A 17,140-nucleotide genomic window follows, 5' to 3' on the forward strand; every position below is an offset into this window, starting at 1 on the left:
TCCTGACAGGACGAACCGCGGTCCGACCCGCCGGAACCCGATCTTCAGCCGCGCGACGGCGTCTCGTCAACGGCTTCCCGCTGCCACTCGGCCTCGACCGCGTCGGCGTCGTAGCCGACCGGTTCCCAGCGCTTGGCCAGCAGGGCCACCAGGCCCATCAGCGGGGCGAGGGCGATCACCCAGAACACCCCGCTGCCGAGGGCCGCGCTGAGCACCGGGAAGAAGAACAGCGCCATCGTGGAACCGACCCGCAGCGTGCCCTGGTTGAAGCCGATGCCGGTACCGCGCATCTCCGTCGGGTAGCTCAGCGAGGCGAAGCTCATGAAGTGCGCACCCGGGCCGGACGCCTGGGCGAACATGAACGCGCCCAGCGCGAAGATCGCGAACAGCACGTACGCGGTGGCCGAGGGCTTGCCGATCAGCGCGAGCACCACCAGCGAAGTCAGCTGCACCGCGAAGCCCAGGAACGTCAGCTTCCAGGCCCCGGTCTTGTTGGCCAGCCGGATGCCGAGCAGCCCGCCGGTGACCGCGAAGACCAGGTTGAGCACCAGCGATGCGGTGATCGTGTTGAGCGCGCCCTGGGCGAGGATGCTGGTGATGATGATCGGCAGGCCGTAGGCGACGGCGTTGTAGCCGAAGGTCTGGGCCAGGCCGATGGCCAGCGCCTGGAACGTCCGGCCGCGGTAGCGGCGCTCGAAGAGCCGCGCGAAGTCGCGCAGGCCGCTGCGCTCCGCCTTCGGAGCAGCCACCTCCGCGTCGGGGGCGACCGCGGCGTTGACGCCGTAGGACTTGCGCAGGATCTCCGCCGCCCGCTCGAGGTCGCCCTGGTTGGCCGCCCAGGACGGCGATTCGTTCATGTACTTGTTGCGCACCAGCAGGATGACCAGCGCAGGCACTGCGCCGAAGCCGACGGTGAACCGCCACAGCAGGTCGTGGTGCTGGTCGGGCAGCGCGAAGTACAGGCCCATGATCACCAGGTAGCAGGCGCTGGTGGCCACGTACCAGGCCGGTGACCAGGCGGCGGTGCGCGAGCCCTTGCTGCCCTTGCCCCGCAGCTGGGAGAACTCGGCCAGGAACGCCATGGCCACCGGGATGTCCATGCCGACGCCGAAGCCCATCAGGAACCGGAAGACGATCAGGACCTCCATGTTCGGCGCGAGCGCGCAGCCGAGCGCGGAGACCACGAAGAACAGCATGTCGGCCATGAACACGCGGTAGCGGCCGAGCCGGTCCACCAGGACGCCGCCGAGCCAGGCGCCGAGGATCGCGCCGACGCTGATCGAGGCGGTGACCGCGCCCGCCCCGACCGGGGACAGCCCGAACTGCTGCTTGATGTCGGTGATGCCGTAGGCCAGCGAGGTCAGGTCGTAGGCGTCGAGGAAGATGCCGCCGAGCGCCAGCAGCACGATCATCTTCGCGTGGCTGCCCCGCGCGGCGCCCGAGTTGACCAGATCGGTGACGTCCCGAGCCGAGCGGATGAGCACCTGCTCCCCGCTGGCGACCGGTTGCGTGGACACAGCATCCCCTTCGCGTTGGACGATCTTGCGCGGGCGCGGAGGGAGCACAGCGCACGGGCGTGGCCCGCGTGCGGCCCCAACGCCCAGTCGCGAGGGATCAGCCTAACTGGTGGAACAGATGCGTCCACATGCTGGAACCGGGCACCGCCGTGCGGCCGAGTCCGGTGCCGGGGTGCGCAAATTCAATGGAAATCGGACGTCCGATTTCCATTGAATTTGCGGGGAGTTGTCCACAGGTGTCGGCGTGTCGGGATCTGACACGCCGGTTGGGTCGCAGTTTCAATTGAAACTGCGGCCCAACCGGGGCGAGGTGAGGGTCGGACGGGCTCAGCCGAAGAGGACTTCGGCTTCGGCGTAGCGCTCGGGCGGGACCGTCTTGAGCTGGGCCGTCGCTTCGCGCAGCGGGACCCGGACGATGTCCGTGCCGCGGAGGGCGACCATCTTCCCGAAGTCGCCCTCGGTGATCGCGTCGATGGCGTGCAGGCCGAAGCGGGTGGCCAGGACCCTGTCGTAGGCCGTCGGGGTGCCGCCGCGCTGGACGTGGCCGAGCACCACCGCGCGGGACTCCTTGCCGGTCCGCTTGGCGATCTCGTCGGCCAGCCAGGTCCCGACCCCGCCCAACCGGACGTGCCCGAAGGCGTCGCGCTCGCCGGTGACCAGCAGTTCCTTGCCGCCCTCCGGGACCGCGCCCTCGGCGACCACGATGATCGGCGCGTACTGGCGCTCGAAGCGCTGCTCCACCCACTCGCAGACCTGATCGACGCTGAACGGCTGCTCCGGCACCAGGATCACGTTGGCCCCACCGGCCAGACCGGAGTGCAGGGCGATCCAGCCGGCGTGCCGACCCATCACCTCCACCACCAGCGCGCGGTGGTGCGACTCCGCCGTGGTGCGCAGCCGGTCGATGGCCTCGGTGGCGATGTGCACCGCCGTGTCGAAGCCGAAGGTGTAGTCGGTGGCGTCCAGGTCGTTGTCGATCGTCTTGGGCACCCCGACCACCGGAACCCCGTCGTGGGTGAGCTGCTCGGCGACGCCCAGGGTGTCCTCGCCGCCGATCGCGATCAGCGCGTCCACCCGGTGCTCGGCCAGGGTGGCCTTGAGCCTGGCGATGCCGTCGTCGACCTTGTACGGGTTGGTCCGCGAGGAGCCGAGGATGGTGCCGCCGCGGTTGAGGATGTCCTCCACGCGGTCCAGGGTGAGCGGCGCGACCAGGCCCTCCACCGGGCCCAGCCACCCGCTGCGGAATCCCAGGACCTCGTGCTGGTGCACGGAAATCCCCTTGCGGGTCACCGCCCGGAGCACCGCGTTGAGACCGGGGCAGTCGCCGCCACCGGTGAGCACTCCGACACGCATTCCTGCGGGCATGGTTCTCGCCGCCTCCTCAGTGAGCCAGGTGTGATCGAGGTCTCCCCTCGACCACCAGCCTGGCACGGACTGGATCGTTGCAGCAAGTAACCGCGTATTTACCGGGCAACGGACCAGCGGTGGGAACAGGCGAGCGACGTGGTCGCTTCCGGCAGGTGCACGAACCAAGATCAGATGCCCGCTCCTCCACCGTTCGGAAATCACTCCTCGGAGAAGGTGTGGGTGGCGTGGCGGTAGCGCTGGGATACCGCCGCCAAGCGGTGCGGTGGCCACAGGTCGGCCTGCTCGCTCAGGCTCAGGTCGTCACCGCGGCGCAGCAACCAGATCTCGTCGAAGTCCGAGTGCAGCACCGCGTCACCCGGGATCCGGTCGAGCAGGCCGGAGACCAGCCGGATCATGTCGTCCTGCTGATCGGAGACCTCGCCGTCCTTGTCGAGGCGGAACACCACCGTCACCGCAGGGGTGAATCCAAGATCGCTGCTCACCGCGTTCTGCGGCCTCGGCCTGGCCTCGACGACCCTGATCCACGTTCCAAGCCTGCTCACCGCTCCCTCAATAAGCAGCTGTTCGGGAGTGACCGGCGCATCGAACAGCCCGATGGCCCGAGCGAAGTCGTGCAATTCTCCGGCGACCGTCGCCACGGGGGTCGGCGTCGCCATATCGAGATTGTAGGAAACAGCCATGTGCGCCGTCCTTACTCCATGGGGCTAAGGAAAGAAGCGGAGCACGTTGCCCTGCTTGTCGATCAAGAGGATTTCCTTGAGCAGTTTGATCGGCGAGGCGCGCAGCTGGGCGCTCAACGCATTCAAGTCGAGGCTGCTATCGGTCAAGTTGAGCACTATTCGATCCGCTTGGCCGGAGTTGACCTTGTGCTGGATGGCGTCGACGACGTTGCGGGCGTTGCCGGTTTTGGGCGCGTAGCAGTCGAAAAGCTTACCTTCGATTCGGTAGTCGGGATTCTTGCCACCGGGAACGGTCGGGTTCTGCTCGACCTCATAGCCCGATTTGGCCAGTGTTCTGGCCGACTCGTTCTCGCGCTGCAGCGAGCGCTTGGTCGCATCGTCCATACCCTCGCGGATGCGGGACGGGCGACCGCTTGGCTCAGCGTTCGGGTCCGGGGCACGCGAGGGTTCGCTAGGTTCGGCTGGTTCTGCGGGTTCGGCGGGTTCGACTGGTTCACCGGGCTCGGCTGGTTCGAGGGGCTCAGCCGTTTCGAGGGGCTCAGCCGTCTCGAGAGACTCAGCCGTCTCCAGGGACTCGGCTGTCTCGAGAGACTCAGCCGTCTCGAGAGACTGGGCTGTCTCCAGCGACTGGGCTGTCTCCAGAGACTCAGCAGTTTCGAGGGACTCGGCTGTCTCTAAGACCTCGCCGATCTCGAGCCCCGCGGCGATTCTTTCGGCGATGAGGTCGCCGATGAGCGCGGCGCCGATCAGGACGAGGGCGATGGCGGCCAAGGCGAGCGCGATCTTTACGCCGGCCGAGCAATCGCTGAGCGTGGAGCAGTTGTCGGCGGCTGCCGACTGGACGTTCGTGGCCAGTGCGACGCCGGTGATGGTCACGGCGGTCACGGATCGGTACACCCAGCGGCGGACCGCCCTAGGAGGGTCGCTGCTCGTGTCCGTCCGTGCCGGCCCGGGCGGGTCGGCTGGTGTTTCCGGTCCGTAGCGCGGGGGCGTGACCGGTGGGGAGGTGCGCGGAGCTGTCGGGCTAGGTCCGGCCGGGGGTGCCGCCTTGGTGGTGGGCGCTGGTGGCGGTGCCGGCATCAGCAGGCTTGCCGCGGCGAGCGAGAGCAGCAGGACCACGATGGTGGAGACGAACGAGGTCGCTCCGCGCTCGGCGGCAGGCTCGACGAACAGGGCCGCGAGCAGATAGCTGATCGCCACGGTGGCTGCCAGGCGTGCCAGCAAGGGGACGCGCCGGATCAGGGCGGGGTAGACCGGGATTCGGGGGATCAGCAGCACGCGGGCGTAGAGGATGGCGCACAGCGCCAGCCAGACCAGCATGCCCTGGGCAGCGCTTGCTATGAGCCCTGCCATCAAGAGCGTCAGAAACGCCGCCTGGATCGGCACCGCAGCGATGCGCCGCATCGTGCGGGTGCCGCTCTGCCCGTGGTCTTGGCGGGGGGCCGTCGGCGTGATGGGCGCCCGGCCGACCGCGAGCATGGTCAGCACACCGCGGCAGAGACCGGCGCAGAAGGACGCGACGGCCAGCGCGGCCGCGTGTTGTTGCAGTGGTTCGATGGCGGCGGTGGCCGGGGTACCTCCGCTGAAGGTCCACAACGGACGGATCAGGAAGGCCGTTGCCTGCGCCCAGCCGTAGGTGAACACGGCCAACAGCACCGCGCTGAGCGCCAGTTCCGTCGTTCGCGCCACACCACGGCGCGCGCGCAAGGGAGCGGGGGTGCGCAGCGCCAATGCTCTGGCGAGCACAGGCACCATGATCAGGAGCAGCGCGAGCACGAGGTAGGACACGGCCAGCGGCAGGTAGCCCTGCACCAGGTGCTGCGCACCGGAGCCGGCGAACCCCGGCAGTGTCGAGCGATCTACCAGGGCGAAGTCCGCGAGCACGAATCCCAGCCATGCCCAGCAGCCCAGGCCGGAGCCGAGCCCGGCGACCACGGCGAGGACTCCGATCGCGATGGCCGAGTAGGTGTAGGTGGGTCCGGGGTGCACCGCGCCCAGCAAGGCGCCCACGAGAAGCGCCGCGGGGGGCATGACAACCGCCGCAGGCGGCCACGCACGCAGGTAATCACCGTCGCGCAGGGCGAAACCCAGCGTCATCGACATCCGGCTCACCGCGGCGGGCAGTCGGACCCACTCGAAGTCGGCGATTCTGGCGATCCCGGATCGAGGTTCACCCATGGTGGCCTCCCGACGGCGCCGAATCGAGCTGCGCCCGGCGGTCGAGCAGGCGTCGGGCGAGAACGCCGAGGACGGCGCCGTAGATCACGTGCCCCGCTGCGGACACGGCGAGGAACTCCTGGAGCACGGCGATCCGCAGCCACGCCGGGTACAGCAACGCCATGCACAGTTCGAGCGCGATGCCCCAGGCGATACCGGTGAGCGCACCTGGGCGCCAGAACACCAGCGCGTACACGATGCCGAAGCACACGCCGTTGGACAGGTGGTAGAGGAAACCGACGGCGACCGCGGCGCCGACGGGTGCGCCGCTGCCCAGGAACAGCTCGCCGAACAGGCGAATGACGTGGAACGGCTGGAATGACAGCGAGAAGATCGAGGCCGCCCCGTAACGGGCGAGGTCGTAGGCGACGGTGGCCACCGCACCGGACAGCGCGCCGACACCCACTCGCACTCCCACCTGCCGGCGAACCCGCGGTCGCAACCGGGGCAGGAGCAGCAGCCACACGCCAACGCCGAACAGCACGATCACCCCTGCGGCGAGGGGCAGCGAGATCCCGGCGAGGATGTGGACGGCCAGGCCTGCGCCACCGGCCAGCGGAAGCGAGGCCAGCAAGAACGCCCACCAGGACGTCGGCCGTTGTCGCAGGACCGGGCGAGGCACCAAAAGCCCACCTCCCACCGAGGCTTCACCCGTGATCGGCCAGAGCCGGTACCGCGCCCAGGACAAGACCAGGGTCAAGCGTCGTGCTGGGACGATCACAGATTGAAACGAGCCACGTTTCCTAACCCTTCGGCGTGGAACGGTGCTGTGCCTGCTTGGCCTTCATCTCCTCGCTCGTCGACGGCAACCACCACAGCACCAGAAGCGCGACTCCGACGAGCACGCCGAGCACGCCGGTCCCCACGCCGCTGACGGCGTTGAAAAGGCCACCGAGCACGCTCAGCGCTGCGAGTACGGTCAAGACCATGCGTCCCGCCGGCAGCCCTTGGGTGCCAGCCATCCAGGCGCAAACGGCAACTCCCGCCTCCAGCAGGATGATGAACAGGCCGCCGGCCGCGCCGAGCGCGAAGAACGAGAACAGCGAGATGATCACGGTGATCAGGCCGAGGACGATCCCGAGGCCAGCGGTGATGAGACTGACCCACATCGCCACTTCGAGCGTCGCCGGGTTCCCCGGCGGCCGCGGCGCAGCGGGCTGTGCGCCGTACTGACCAGGTGGGCCGTACTGACCAGGTGGGCCGTACTGACCAGGTGGGCCGTACTGCTGCCCACCGGCGTCGAACTCACTGCCAGGTCGTCCCTCCACGGGTTCGGACGGGGCTGGTCCTTCCAGGGGCTCGGACGGAGGCTGCGTCGCTGCGCCCGCTTCTGGCGGAAGGCCTGGTAACTGGTGCTCGACGTGCTGCAGCCGACGCCCGTCGACCCAACCCGGCCAGCCGTTCGAACACACGATGTGAGCCCACCCGTTGTCCTGCTGCTCCGAGACTTGAACCGGCAGCCCGGCATCGAGGCGGGCGACGGGACCTTTCGCGGGATCGGGTTCATCCCAGGCCGGCATGCCCCCGTCGGGGACGGTGTGGGTGGGGTTGAATGGTTCAGCCATCATGGCCTCGTTCGGTGTCCGGCCGGTGGCCTCGGGTGTGCTGAGGCAACCCGGCTCGAGCAGATGTCTTGACCATGCCTCAGCCCTCCTTTCCGGGCTCCTAAGCGCACTTTCCGTCCGGCACCCACCAGTTCCGCAAGGGTCGGAAGCCCTTTTCGCAGCCGTGTCCAACACACCGGCGCTTCAGATCGGATGCGCGCGAAATCAGACCCTCCGACGGTCCGCGGTACACCGAGACGGCGACGCTCTTCGCGTTCCCCGGGGAGTGACGTTCGGCCCTTCCTCCTCGCCTGGTCACGGCTTCACATGGAATCAGCCTGGTGAGAGCCGCTTCCGGTGGAGAAGACGTTTGCTCGGGGCGGCTCGTGAAGATCTTCGGTGGCGCGCTCCTACCAGGAATTCCGGGCCATGGACGAGGTGGCCGCCATGCAACTACCCGCAGAATTCCGACGCGCCGAAGCCGAATACGCCTCCCTGAAGCAACAGGTCGCCGCCGGACAGATGAGCACGGCGAAGTTCGAAGCCGCTCTGCTGGAAACGATGGTCAAGCACGAACACCGCTTCTGGATGCTGGGCGCGAACAGCGGCCGCTGGTACGTCCACGGCGACGCCGGATGGGCGGAGGCGGAGCCGCCGACGATTCCCTCCGCCCGCACCGCGGAACCACCGGCACAGCCGCCCGCGATGCCCGCCACTCGCACCGCGGAACCGGCGGCGACGCCGACTGCGGGCACCGCCATCGGCCCGCCACACCGCACTCCGAGCCCACCGCCCACCGGACCCCCGCCCGGCCCGGGTGCCCCGCCTTCGGAGCCCGCCGTCCACGCATTCGCCGAACCGAGCCCACCGTCCGTCCAGCCGCCGTTCTGGCCCCCTCCGGCGCAGGCGGGAGCGGGGGACGTGTGCGTCTCGTGCGGGATCCGGGCGGGTGCCGGGCCGACGTGCCCGGCCTGCCATCAGGTGCACGGACTGCCCGCCGGTGTCCGGCTTTCCAGCCGCGGCAAGCGGTTGGTGGCCTCGTTGCTGGAGCCGGTGTTGTTCGTCGTCACGCTCGGCATCGGTTGGTTCGTGTGGATGCTGATCGCGTGGGCGCGGGGAACCACTCCCGCGAAGCAGTTGCTGCGGATGAGGGTGATCTGGGTCGCCAACCGGCGCGCGGCCACGTGGGGGCGGATGTTCCTGCGCGACTTCTTCGCCCGCGGCGCCGTGCTGACGGTCATCGGCATCCTGACCCTCGGCATCGGCTGGCTGGTCGCCATCCTCATGATCTTCGGTCGCACCCGTCGGCCGCTGTGGGACCGGATGGCGTCGACGCTCGTCGTGGACGGTTACGTCGACAATCCGCCGCAAGCACCCCCCGCGCTGGCGGATGGGGAAGCCGCGTCGTACGCGCGCAAGGACCGCATCCTCGCCGTGGCCGGGGTCGCCTCGGTCGTCCTGCTGATCGCCGGGGACGCCCTGTTCCAGCAGATGCTGGCGAACCACTTCCTGCGCCCGTTCGGCCCGGCCTCGGGCTACGCCGGCCTCCAGGCCAACCCGGAGTTCACCCCGCCTGGCCCGGCCGCCCCGGTGCCCAATCCGCAACCGCCGCCCCCGAGCCCGACCGCGGTCGTCCCACCCGGGCCACCCCCGACCGGGCCTGCGGCAGTGCCACCGGTGCAGGCACCCGCGGATATGTCGGTGAGCGTCGCCCCCGAGGTCGCGGCGCAACCCGGGGCGATGGCGGCGGCGACCGGACTGGGCACCTACTTCGCCGGTATCGACACGGGGAACTTCGACCTGTCGTGGGCCACGTTGACCCCCGGCGAGCAGCACCGGCTCGGCGACAAGACCGCTTGGGTGAACGAGCTCCAGCAGACCCGGGACACCGATGTGACGGTCTACCGCCTGCAGCGAGCCCCGGACGGCACCCAGCAGGCTTCGGTGCGGTTCACCAGCCACCAACCGGCCCGGTACGGACCGGACGGCGACACCTGCGACCACTGGGACCTCACCTACACGCTGGTCCCGAGGGGGAACATCTCCCTGATCGACGAGGTCGCACCGACGCACGGAGGAAGCGGGCACACCACCTGCTGACCACGAACGCGCCCGGGGAGGTGCCGATCACGCAGCCGACTCGACCCGATGCGCTCTCGGGCACGCCCTGCCGCGACCGCGCATCGCGGGGAAGGAGGGGAGCACCATGGGAGCATTCGACGTTCGCTCGCGGCAGGTGGCCCCGAGTTCAGTGGCCTACCTCTACGGCGACCTGTTCATGGTCGACAGGTCGCGGAAGGGCCCCGGTACGGCGTACGAGGTCGAGGCTTCGGGCGTCAAGGTGCCGGAAGGCCCGTTCTCCACTGAGTTGATCACGATCGCCCTGTGGGCGCTGCAGGACGCGGGTGCTGTCCGCATCGAGGGCCACGAGCACCGAATGCTCGGGCTCGCCCTCAGCCGCCGGGTGCGCATCATCCGCACGACCCCGCCCGGCGAACAACCGGTGCACAACGGCCTCGAAGCGATCTTCATGCGTCGGTTGGCCTCCGCGAAGGCCGCCGAGAAGGGCGAAGAGCTCTCGGCGTTGATCCGGGATCTGATCCCCACCAAGCATCAGCGCCCCCACAGCGTCGTGTTCAGGATCATCAAGAAAGACCTGGCGGCACTGGGCCTCGAGACGCCCGTCGAATTCGAGTTCCAGCGGATGTGGGGCCTGCGCAGCAGCGAGAAGGCTGTCGCCTACCAGCCCGTCATGGAGCGGATCCACGAGCTCGAACCCGATGCGCGCGCCCTCGCCCAAGCGTGGCTCACCTTCCGGCGCAAGGAGCCCGCCCTGGTCGACCTGATCATCAACCGGCTCGAGGAGACCCTCGGCAGCCGGATGGTGGACGATCCCAGCTCGCTCACCAACAAGACCTGGGACGGCCTCACCTAACTAACGGGGCCGAGGAGACAAACCCAGCCCCGTGGCACTCGTCTACCAGATGAAACCGCGCTTGCGGCGGACGTCCTCGATGACCTTCCAGCGCTCCAGGTTGTGCTTGGCGTCGGCGAGGGCGTCGTGGGCGTTGTCCGGCGCTGCGGGCAGCTTCGGCTTGCCGACGTCCTCCCAGCGCTGCCGGAGGTCGCGGGTGAACTTGGGGATCCGGGAGGGCAGCATCGGCATCGCGCCCCACAGCTGGGCCAGCGCCACGTGGTCGTAGGCGGCGTACCAGGCCCACAGCTCGGGGTTCGAGCCGCGCGCGGTCATGAAGGCGTAGAGGTCTTCGCGGATCCGGGCGCGGGAGCGCCAGCTCTTGTCCGAGGGCGGCGGGAGCTGCGGCAGCACGTGCTGCCGGACCCAGGCGCCCGCGCGGGACGCGTCGAACTCGGTGGACACCGCGTAGAACTCGCGACCGTCCTCGCCGACCATGCCGATCGACACCAGCTCGATGGTCTGCCCGTCCTCGATGAACTCGCAGTCGTAGAAGAACCTCACCTGGTCAGCGTAGGTGGGCTCGCCCAGGGCGGATGTTGCGGGGCAGCGCAGTCGGCCGCGGTCGGGCGGATCTCGTTCGACAGCCCGGAAAAGCGGGTCAGCCCGCCTTCGACTCGGGCACCCGGCCGCTGGAGCCCGTCGGCTTCCAGCCCGCGACGTGCTTGCCCTGCGCGGTCAGCTCGTCCTTGACCTTGGCCGCGTAGACGTCGACGTACTCCTGGCCGGACAGCTCCATCAGCGCGTACATGATCTCGTCGGTGATCGAGCGCTCCACGAACCGGTCGCCGGCCATCCCCTCGTAGCGGGAGAAGTCCAGCGGCGGCCCGACCTTCACGACGACCTTGTGCGGGTACCACATCTTCGAGCCGATGGGGTTGACCTTGTCGGTGCCGAACATCGCGATCGGGATCACCGGCGCACCCGACTCCAGCGCCATCCGCGCCACGCCGGTCTTGCCCTTGTACAACCGGCCGTCCGGCGAGCGGGTGCCCTCCGGGTAGACGCCGAGCAGCTTGCCCTCGCGGAGCAGTCGAACACCGGTGTCCAGCGCGGCCTGCGCCGCGGCACCGCTGGAGCGGTCGATGGGCACCTGGCCGACACCGGAGAAGAAGTACTTCTTGAACTTGCCCTTCACGCCCTTGCCGGTGAAGTACTCGCGCTTGGCCAGGAAGGTGACCCGCCGGGGCATCATCAGCGGCATGAAGAACGAGTCGGCGACCGCGACGTGGTTGCTGACCAGGATCGCGCTGCCCTCGGCGGGAACGTGCTCGACGCCTTCGACCTTCGGACGGCAGAACAGCTTCATCAAGGGCCCGAGCAGAATGTGCTTCATCACCCAGTACATCACCGCGCGGCCGCCTCCCCTGCCAGCAAGATATCGCTGCTCAGCGTACGGAGCGCGCGCGAGCAGCACAATGCGATCTCGCTGATGGTGATCTACCGGACTCCGAGATCGGCGAGGCCGTCCCGTTCGTCGGTCTCGCATGCGACCATGAACCGTACTGGCACGCCGATGCTTTGGGAGGCTGCAGTGCCCGTGCTCTCCGGCGCCGAGCCGTTCTCGCACGACGGATCGGACGACATCGGCGTCCTGCTCTGCCACGGTTTCACCAGCACCCCGCAGAGCATGCGGGCCTGGGGCGAGCACTTGGCCGCGGAGGGCTTGACCGTCCGATGCCCGCTGTTACCCGGGCACGGAACCCGCTGGCAGGACCTGAACCGGACCACCTGGCAGGACTGGTACCGGGCCGTCGAGGACGAGTTGGCCGAGCTGCGCGGGCGCTGCTCGTCGGTGTTCGTGTTCGGCCAGTCGATGGGCGGCACGCTCACCCTGCGGCTGGCCCAGGAGCACCCGGACATCGCCGGGATCGTGCTGGTCAACCCCTCGGTTCTGACGGAGCGCAAAGCCGCTCGGATGCTGCCGCTGCTCAGCCGGGTGCTGCCGTCGCTCGGCGGCATCCCCGGCGACATCGCCAAGCCCGGCGGGTTCGAACTGGCCTACCAGCGGCTGCCGCTGCGGGCGATGGCGAGCCTGCAGCAGCTGTGGGGAGTCGTGCGCCCCGACCTCGGGCGGATCCGGCAACCGGTGCTGCTCTACCGCTCCGAGGTCGACCACATCGTCGAACCGGTCAACTCCTCGGTCGTGCTGGACGGGGTGCGCAGCGAGGACCTCACCGAGGTCGTGCTGACCGACAGCTTCCACGTAGTGACGTTGGACCACGACGCACCGCGGGTGTTCAGCGGTAGCGTCGAGTTCCTGCAACGGATCCACCGCGATCGGGTCGAGGAAGTCGTATGAGCACGCGCCGCGACAACGCCGACGGGCCGGAGGACATCGACGCCGCCTTCGCCGAGATCATCGCCGACCTGGAGCGCGACGAGAACTTCGCGCGCTGGCCCGAAGACCGCGAGCCGGCCGGGGAGGACGAGCGGCCGGACACCGCCACCGAGCCGAAGCCCGTCGAGCCGACCTCGATCGAGCCCGCGGACAGCGGTCCGCGCGACTGGACGCCGACCACCGCCGAAGAGGACGAGCACTACGTCCCGCCGGAGCCCCCGCCGCTGCCGACCCCGCGGGTGACGACCCTGGCCGGGATCGCGGTGATCGTGGTGGGCGTGCTGTTCGCCCTGGTACCCGGTCTCGCCGGGCTGTCCGGCACGGTCACCCTCCCGCTGGGCCTGGTCCTGATCAGCGGTGGCATCGGCTGGCTCCTCCTCCGCCTCCGCCAGCCTCCGCGGAGCTCCGACGACGACGGCGCCCAGGTCTGACCGGTCACCCCTTCAGCCTCCGGACGGAGCTTTCGGCGTGGCCAGGGCGTGTTCTCGGGCCAGTGTTGCGGCGCCGATCATGGCCGCCGGGTCACCGTGATGGGCGACGACCACCTCGGCCAGGGGCCGGTGGCCCGCTCCGGTCATCGTCGCCGCGTAGTGCTCGCGCGCCGCGTCGAGGTAGAGGTGCGCGGAGCTCGAGACGCCACCGGAGATGACCACGACTTCCGGGTCGTAGACGTCGGCGACCAGCGCCAAGCCCTCCCCCAGCCAGCACGCCAGGTCGTCCACCGCGCGCCGGGCCAGCGGGTCCCCGGCTTCCGCCGCGCGTGCGACGTCCACACCGGTCAGCTCGGCCAGCTCCCGCAATGCGCTCGGCTCGCTGCTGTCGCGCAGCATCTCGCCCGCCGTGGCCGCCAGCGCGGTGCCGCTGCAGTAGCGCTCCAGGCAGCCGCGCTTGCCGCACGAGCACTGCCGACCGCCCGGGACCACCCGCAGGTGCCCCAGCTCGGGCGCCACGCCGTGGGCGCCGCGGAAGACCTGGCCGTCGATCACCAGCGCCGCACCGATGCCCGTGCCGATGGCCACCAGCGCGGCCACCCGCGCACCGGTGGCCGCCCCGAAGCGCTGCTCGGCGATGGCCGCCGCGTTGGCGTCGTGCTCGAGCACGACCGGGAGCCCGAGTTGTTCGGCGAGCTCGTCGGCAACGGCGACCTGCCGCCACGCCAGGTGCGGCGCGAAGCGAACGACACGGCGGTCCTCGCTGACGAACCCCGCCACGGCGAGCCCGACCCCGGCCACCGGGTACCGGTCGGACAGGGCGCGCACGGTCGCCGCGATCGCCGCGTTCAGCTCCGGGCCGCTCTTCGGCGTGGGAACCCGGCGGGTTTCCAGGATCTCGCCGTGCGGGTCGACGACGCTGGCGCGCACGCTGGTGCCGCCGACGTCCACTCCGATGGTCAGCACCGCGCCTCAGCTTCGTCCAGCACCGTTCCCCCGACCCGCTGCACGCGGATGCGCTGCACCTTGGCGGGCGCATCCGGTTCGGGTTCTGCTTCCGCGGGCTGCGGCGCCGGTTCGGCCACCGCCTGCCGCAGCAGCTGCACGATCCCGAGCAGCTGGTCGTTGAGCTCCGGGCGGTGTCCGCGCACCAGCGCCACCGCCGCGCACAGCGGGCACCAGCCGCAGCCGCGCTCGCCTGCTTCCGAAGGCGGTTCCGAGGCCTGGTCGCAGCCGCGCAGGTACTCCTCGGCCTTGCCGGCCACGGCGTCGAGCAGCAGCCGCAGCTCCTCGACCAGTTGCTCGTGCTTGCGCGTTTCGTCCACAGCTCTCACCGCATCCACTGTTCCGGATCGGGCCGGAACCGCACGGTCAGCCCGTCGTCGCCGGCGATCGCCGAGGTCACGACGCAGCGCCGGAGGACCGCCGGCAGCGCGACCAACCGGCGGCGACCGTCCACTGTGATCGCCAGTTCATCACCGATGCGGGCCAGGTCCAGCTCCGCCGCGGGGTGCAGCGGCAGCGCGATCTGCAGGGCGTACTCCGCGTCCAGCGACCGCCCACCACCGGTGACCCGCATGGCCGGCGCTGCCGCACCGCCCTCCAGCGGGTCCTCGTCGCCGTAGAGCTCGGCACCGAGTTCCGCCAGCGCGTCGGTGCCCACCGGCTCGGCGGCGCGGTGCTCCACGACGCGCAGGGGCAGGTCGGTCGCGGCGCGCACGGAGTCGAGGACGTCGTCCTGCTCGCGGCGCCGGGTGCGCAACCACTGCGCCGCCGCGCCGCGCGCCGATCCCGGGTGCGGCACCACGCGATTGGCGATCAGGCCGTCCACCCGGATCTGCTGCAGCGCCAGCGCGGTCACGGTCCGGCGGGTTTCCGCGGCGACCACCGATTCCGGGGTCAGCACCAGCCGCACGCCGGTGCCCGGATCGGTGAGCATTTTCTTGAGCGCGGCGAGGCGTTCGGCCAGCCGACCCAGTCCGTCGGCGACCGCGTCCCAGCGCTGCACCTGGTCGCTGCCCGCGATGCCGGCCAGCAGTCCGCGCACCGCGCGCCGGTGCGCCGGGAACAGCCGCTCCAGGTAACCGGCCAGCGATTCCGGCAGGGCGAGCAGCCGCAGGGTCTCCGCCGTCGGACCGCAGTCGACGAGCACGGTGTCCCAGATCCCGCTGGCGGCCAGCCGGTGCACTTCGGTGAGCGCGAGGAGGTCCTCCACCCCGGGCAGCACGGTCAGCTCTTCGGCGTCGACCTCGTCCACCCCGGCGCCCTGCAGCATCGTCCGCAGGTGCTCGCGCAGCTCCCGCCAGGTGCCGTCGACGAGCGCGCGGGTCTGCACCTCGGCCGCGTGCAGCACGGCGCGGGAACCGTCCACCCGCACCTCCGCGGGCTCCGCGCCGAGCTCGACGCCGAGGGCGTCGCCCAGCGAGTGCGCCGGGTCGGTGGAGACCACGAGCACCTTCCCACCGGCCCCGGCCACGCGGGCGGCGGTGGCGGCGGCGAGGGTGGTCTTGCCCACCCCGCCCTTTCCGGTGAACAGCAGGATCCGCAACGGCTTACTCGGCGTGCTCCACCCGGCGCTTGAGCTCCTTGAGCGCCGTGTCCATGATCATCTTCTCCGCCTTGCGCTTGAACAGCCCGATCATCGGGATGGCCAGGTCCACCGCGAGGCTGTAGGTGACCTCGGTGCGGTCTTCGGCCAGCGGGTTGAGCCGGTAGCTGCCGCGCTGCGCCTTCTGCACCTGTCCTTCGGTGAGCTCCCAGCTGACCGACAACCCGTCGGCCGCCCAGTCGTAGACGTTGACGTAGGTGTCCTTGACCACTCCCGCGTCCAGGACGAAGCGCACCTGCCCGGCCTTGCCGTCCGAGGTCTGGGAGAGCACCTCGGTCTCCTTCACCGCCGCCGCCCACTCCGGGTAGGCGGCGAAATCCCCGATGACGTCCATGATCCGCGCAGCGGGGGCCTCGATCACGATGGACTGGGTGGACTGATCGACCATGCGCTGCAGGTTACCGGTCGAGGCAGACCTCAGTGCCCCCGAGGAGGCAGGTTGTCCCGGAGAAGTGTTCTCCGCACTCCTTTTGCGTGGCGGTGCGGGTAGCGGAACCTCAGACGCCGTCTGAGCTGCGGGATCCCCGACTCATGTATGACCAATGCACAGCGCTGGGGCTGTCCTCGTCAGACGACGCCTGAGAACCCGCGGCGGCGCAAGCGCCGAGGGCGGGCTAAACGCCTCCGGCGTTTCAAAAAATTTCTTCACCACTGGATGACGTACGGGCGGCCGGTGCGCTTGAAGTGCCCGACGTTGACGCATTCGGTGCGGCCGATGCGGACCCGCTGCGCCAGCGGCTGGTGGACGTGCCCGAACAGCGACCAGCGCGGCTGGTCGGTGGCGATCCGCTCGGCCAACGCCGCCGAGCCCAGCTCCGGCCGGCGGGCCATCACGTCGTAGGTCAGTTCCGGTACCGCGGGCGGCAGGTGGGTGCAGAGGACGTCCACTTCGGGCAGCTTCGCCAACGCGGCGTCGTAGTCCTCGGCGGTCCGCAGGTACGGCGTCCAGGCCGCGTTCTTGCGCAGGACCGCGCCCGGCGGGAGCACGGTGCCGCCGACGAAACCGAAGGTCAGGCCGTCGATCTGCACGCTGTCGCCGTCGAGCACCTGCACCCCGGCCCCGGCGAACTCCGGCCACAGGTGCGGCGCGTCGACGTTGCCGGGCGTGGCGTAGGTGGGGGCGGGCAGCGCGCCGAACAGCTCGGCGTACTGCTCGCGCACGGCCTCCTCGACCACCTTCGCCGGGTCGTCCAGACTCCCCCAGAGGGAGCGCACGTAGGCGCCGAACTCCGCGAGCTGCGGGCCGCGCCGCAGCTCGGCGAACCGGGCCACCTTCTCCGCGCCGAACACGCGGCCCAGGATCCCCCGGCCGTGGTCGTGGTAGTCCACGAAGTCGATCAGGTCGCCGAGCACCACGAGCGCATCGGCTCCATCACCCGCTCGCTTGAGCGCCTCGACGTTGCCGTGGACATCCGAAACGACGTGGACGCGCATCCAACTCCCATTCCCCGGCGGCTGCT

General features: G+C 70.0%; 17 protein-coding genes. 4 read left to right on the forward strand and 13 right to left on the reverse strand.

Features of this window, described 5'->3' with window-relative positions; genetic code table 11:
- Nucleotides 1-44: 44 nt before the first annotated feature.
- From OU415_RS15260 to OU415_RS15285, 6 genes are all read right to left on the reverse strand, one after another.
- Complete coding sequence (locus tag OU415_RS15260; RefSeq protein ID WP_270949418.1) at nucleotides 45-1,517, reverse strand: MFS transporter; 1,473 nt, start codon at nucleotides 1,515-1,517, stop codon at nucleotides 45-47.
- A gap of 327 nt (nucleotides 1,518-1,844) precedes the next feature.
- Nucleotides 1,845-2,870: a 6-phosphofructokinase gene (locus OU415_RS15265; RefSeq protein WP_270949501.1), complete on the reverse strand. Its 1,026-nt coding sequence runs from the start codon at nucleotides 2,868-2,870 to the stop codon at nucleotides 1,845-1,847.
- A gap of 212 nt (nucleotides 2,871-3,082) precedes the next feature.
- Nucleotides 3,083-3,565 carry a SitI3 family protein gene (locus OU415_RS15270; RefSeq protein ID WP_270949419.1) on the reverse strand — a complete coding sequence of 161 codons (483 nt, stop codon included), beginning with the start codon at nucleotides 3,563-3,565 and terminating at the stop codon, nucleotides 3,083-3,085.
- Nucleotides 3,566-3,589: 24 nt separating this feature from the next.
- Nucleotides 3,590-5,743: a CdiA C-terminal domain-containing protein gene (locus OU415_RS15275; protein WP_270949420.1), complete on the reverse strand. Its 2,154-nt coding sequence runs from the start codon at nucleotides 5,741-5,743 to the stop codon at nucleotides 3,590-3,592.
- Nucleotides 5,736-6,404 (reverse strand): hypothetical protein, encoded by a 669-nt coding sequence (locus OU415_RS15280; RefSeq protein WP_270949421.1) that lies wholly within the window; start codon nucleotides 6,402-6,404, stop codon nucleotides 5,736-5,738. Before OU415_RS15280 ends, OU415_RS15275 begins: the two co-directional genes overlap by 8 nt.
- Nucleotides 6,405-6,525: 121 nt before the next feature.
- The gene (locus OU415_RS15285; protein WP_270949423.1) at nucleotides 6,526-6,891 is read right to left on the reverse strand and encodes a hypothetical protein; all 366 of its coding nucleotides are present in this window, start codon (nucleotides 6,889-6,891) and stop codon (nucleotides 6,526-6,528) included.
- Between the two features lie 834 nt (nucleotides 6,892-7,725).
- Here OU415_RS15285 and OU415_RS15290 point away from each other — a divergent pair.
- Both OU415_RS15290 and OU415_RS15295 read left to right on the forward strand, forming a co-directional pair.
- Nucleotides 7,726-9,426, forward strand: a complete 1,701-nt coding sequence (locus OU415_RS15290; protein ID WP_270949424.1) for an RDD family protein — start codon at nucleotides 7,726-7,728, stop codon at nucleotides 9,424-9,426.
- A 106-nt stretch (nucleotides 9,427-9,532) separates the two neighbouring features.
- Nucleotides 9,533-10,261, forward strand: a complete 729-nt coding sequence (locus OU415_RS15295; protein WP_270949425.1) for a hypothetical protein — start codon at nucleotides 9,533-9,535, stop codon at nucleotides 10,259-10,261.
- 42 nt (nucleotides 10,262-10,303) lie between these two features.
- Here OU415_RS15295 and OU415_RS15300 read toward each other — a convergent pair whose 3' ends face one another.
- Together OU415_RS15300 and OU415_RS15305 are read right to left on the reverse strand one after the other, a co-directional pair.
- Nucleotides 10,304-10,804 carry a polyadenylate-specific 3'-exoribonuclease AS gene (locus tag OU415_RS15300; RefSeq protein WP_270949427.1) on the reverse strand — a complete coding sequence of 167 codons (501 nt, stop codon included), beginning with the start codon at nucleotides 10,802-10,804 and terminating at the stop codon, nucleotides 10,304-10,306.
- Between the two features lie 97 nt (nucleotides 10,805-10,901).
- Nucleotides 10,902-11,651 carry a lysophospholipid acyltransferase family protein gene (locus OU415_RS15305; protein ID WP_270949429.1) on the reverse strand — a complete coding sequence of 250 codons (750 nt, stop codon included), beginning with the start codon at nucleotides 11,649-11,651 and terminating at the stop codon, nucleotides 10,902-10,904.
- A gap of 183 nt (nucleotides 11,652-11,834) precedes the next feature.
- Here OU415_RS15305 and OU415_RS15310 point away from each other — a divergent pair, with 183 nt between their 5' ends.
- Both OU415_RS15310 and OU415_RS15315 read left to right on the forward strand, forming a co-directional pair.
- Nucleotides 11,835-12,602, forward strand: a complete 768-nt coding sequence (locus OU415_RS15310) for an alpha/beta hydrolase (RefSeq protein WP_270949430.1) — start codon at nucleotides 11,835-11,837, stop codon at nucleotides 12,600-12,602.
- Nucleotides 12,599-13,072 carry a DUF308 domain-containing protein gene (locus tag OU415_RS15315; RefSeq protein WP_270949431.1) on the forward strand — a complete coding sequence of 158 codons (474 nt, stop codon included), beginning with the start codon at nucleotides 12,599-12,601 and terminating at the stop codon, nucleotides 13,070-13,072. Before OU415_RS15310 ends, OU415_RS15315 begins: the two co-directional genes overlap by 4 nt.
- Nucleotides 13,073-13,084: 12 nt before the next feature.
- Here the strand turns inward: OU415_RS15315 and OU415_RS15320 are convergent, their stop codons facing one another.
- From OU415_RS15320 to OU415_RS15340, 5 genes are all read right to left on the reverse strand, one after another.
- Nucleotides 13,085-14,038, reverse strand: a complete 954-nt coding sequence (locus OU415_RS15320; RefSeq protein WP_270949432.1) for an ROK family protein — start codon at nucleotides 14,036-14,038, stop codon at nucleotides 13,085-13,087.
- A complete protein-coding gene (locus tag OU415_RS15325) occupies nucleotides 14,032-14,406 on the reverse strand; it encodes a hypothetical protein (protein WP_270949433.1) in 375 nt (124 codons plus the stop codon). Before OU415_RS15325 ends, OU415_RS15320 begins: the two co-directional genes overlap by 7 nt.
- Nucleotides 14,403-15,620, reverse strand: coding sequence for an ArsA family ATPase (locus tag OU415_RS15330; RefSeq protein ID WP_270949434.1), 1,218 nt, complete (start codon nucleotides 15,618-15,620; stop codon nucleotides 14,403-14,405). The genes OU415_RS15325 and OU415_RS15330 overlap by 4 nt, the downstream gene beginning before the upstream one ends.
- 4 nt (nucleotides 15,621-15,624) lie before the next feature.
- On the reverse strand, nucleotides 15,625-16,068 hold the full coding sequence (locus OU415_RS15335; protein WP_270949435.1) for an SRPBCC family protein: 444 nt from the start codon (nucleotides 16,066-16,068) through the stop codon (nucleotides 15,625-15,627).
- Between the two features lie 257 nt (nucleotides 16,069-16,325).
- Nucleotides 16,326-17,114, reverse strand: a complete 789-nt coding sequence (locus OU415_RS15340) for a metallophosphoesterase family protein (protein WP_270949436.1) — start codon at nucleotides 17,112-17,114, stop codon at nucleotides 16,326-16,328.
- Between the last annotated feature and the right edge of the window lie 26 nt (nucleotides 17,115-17,140).

Origin of the sequence: Saccharopolyspora oryzae (assembly GCF_027853915.1) — a bacterium.
Taxonomy (GTDB): Bacteria; Actinomycetota; Actinomycetes; order Mycobacteriales; family Pseudonocardiaceae; genus Saccharopolyspora; species Saccharopolyspora oryzae.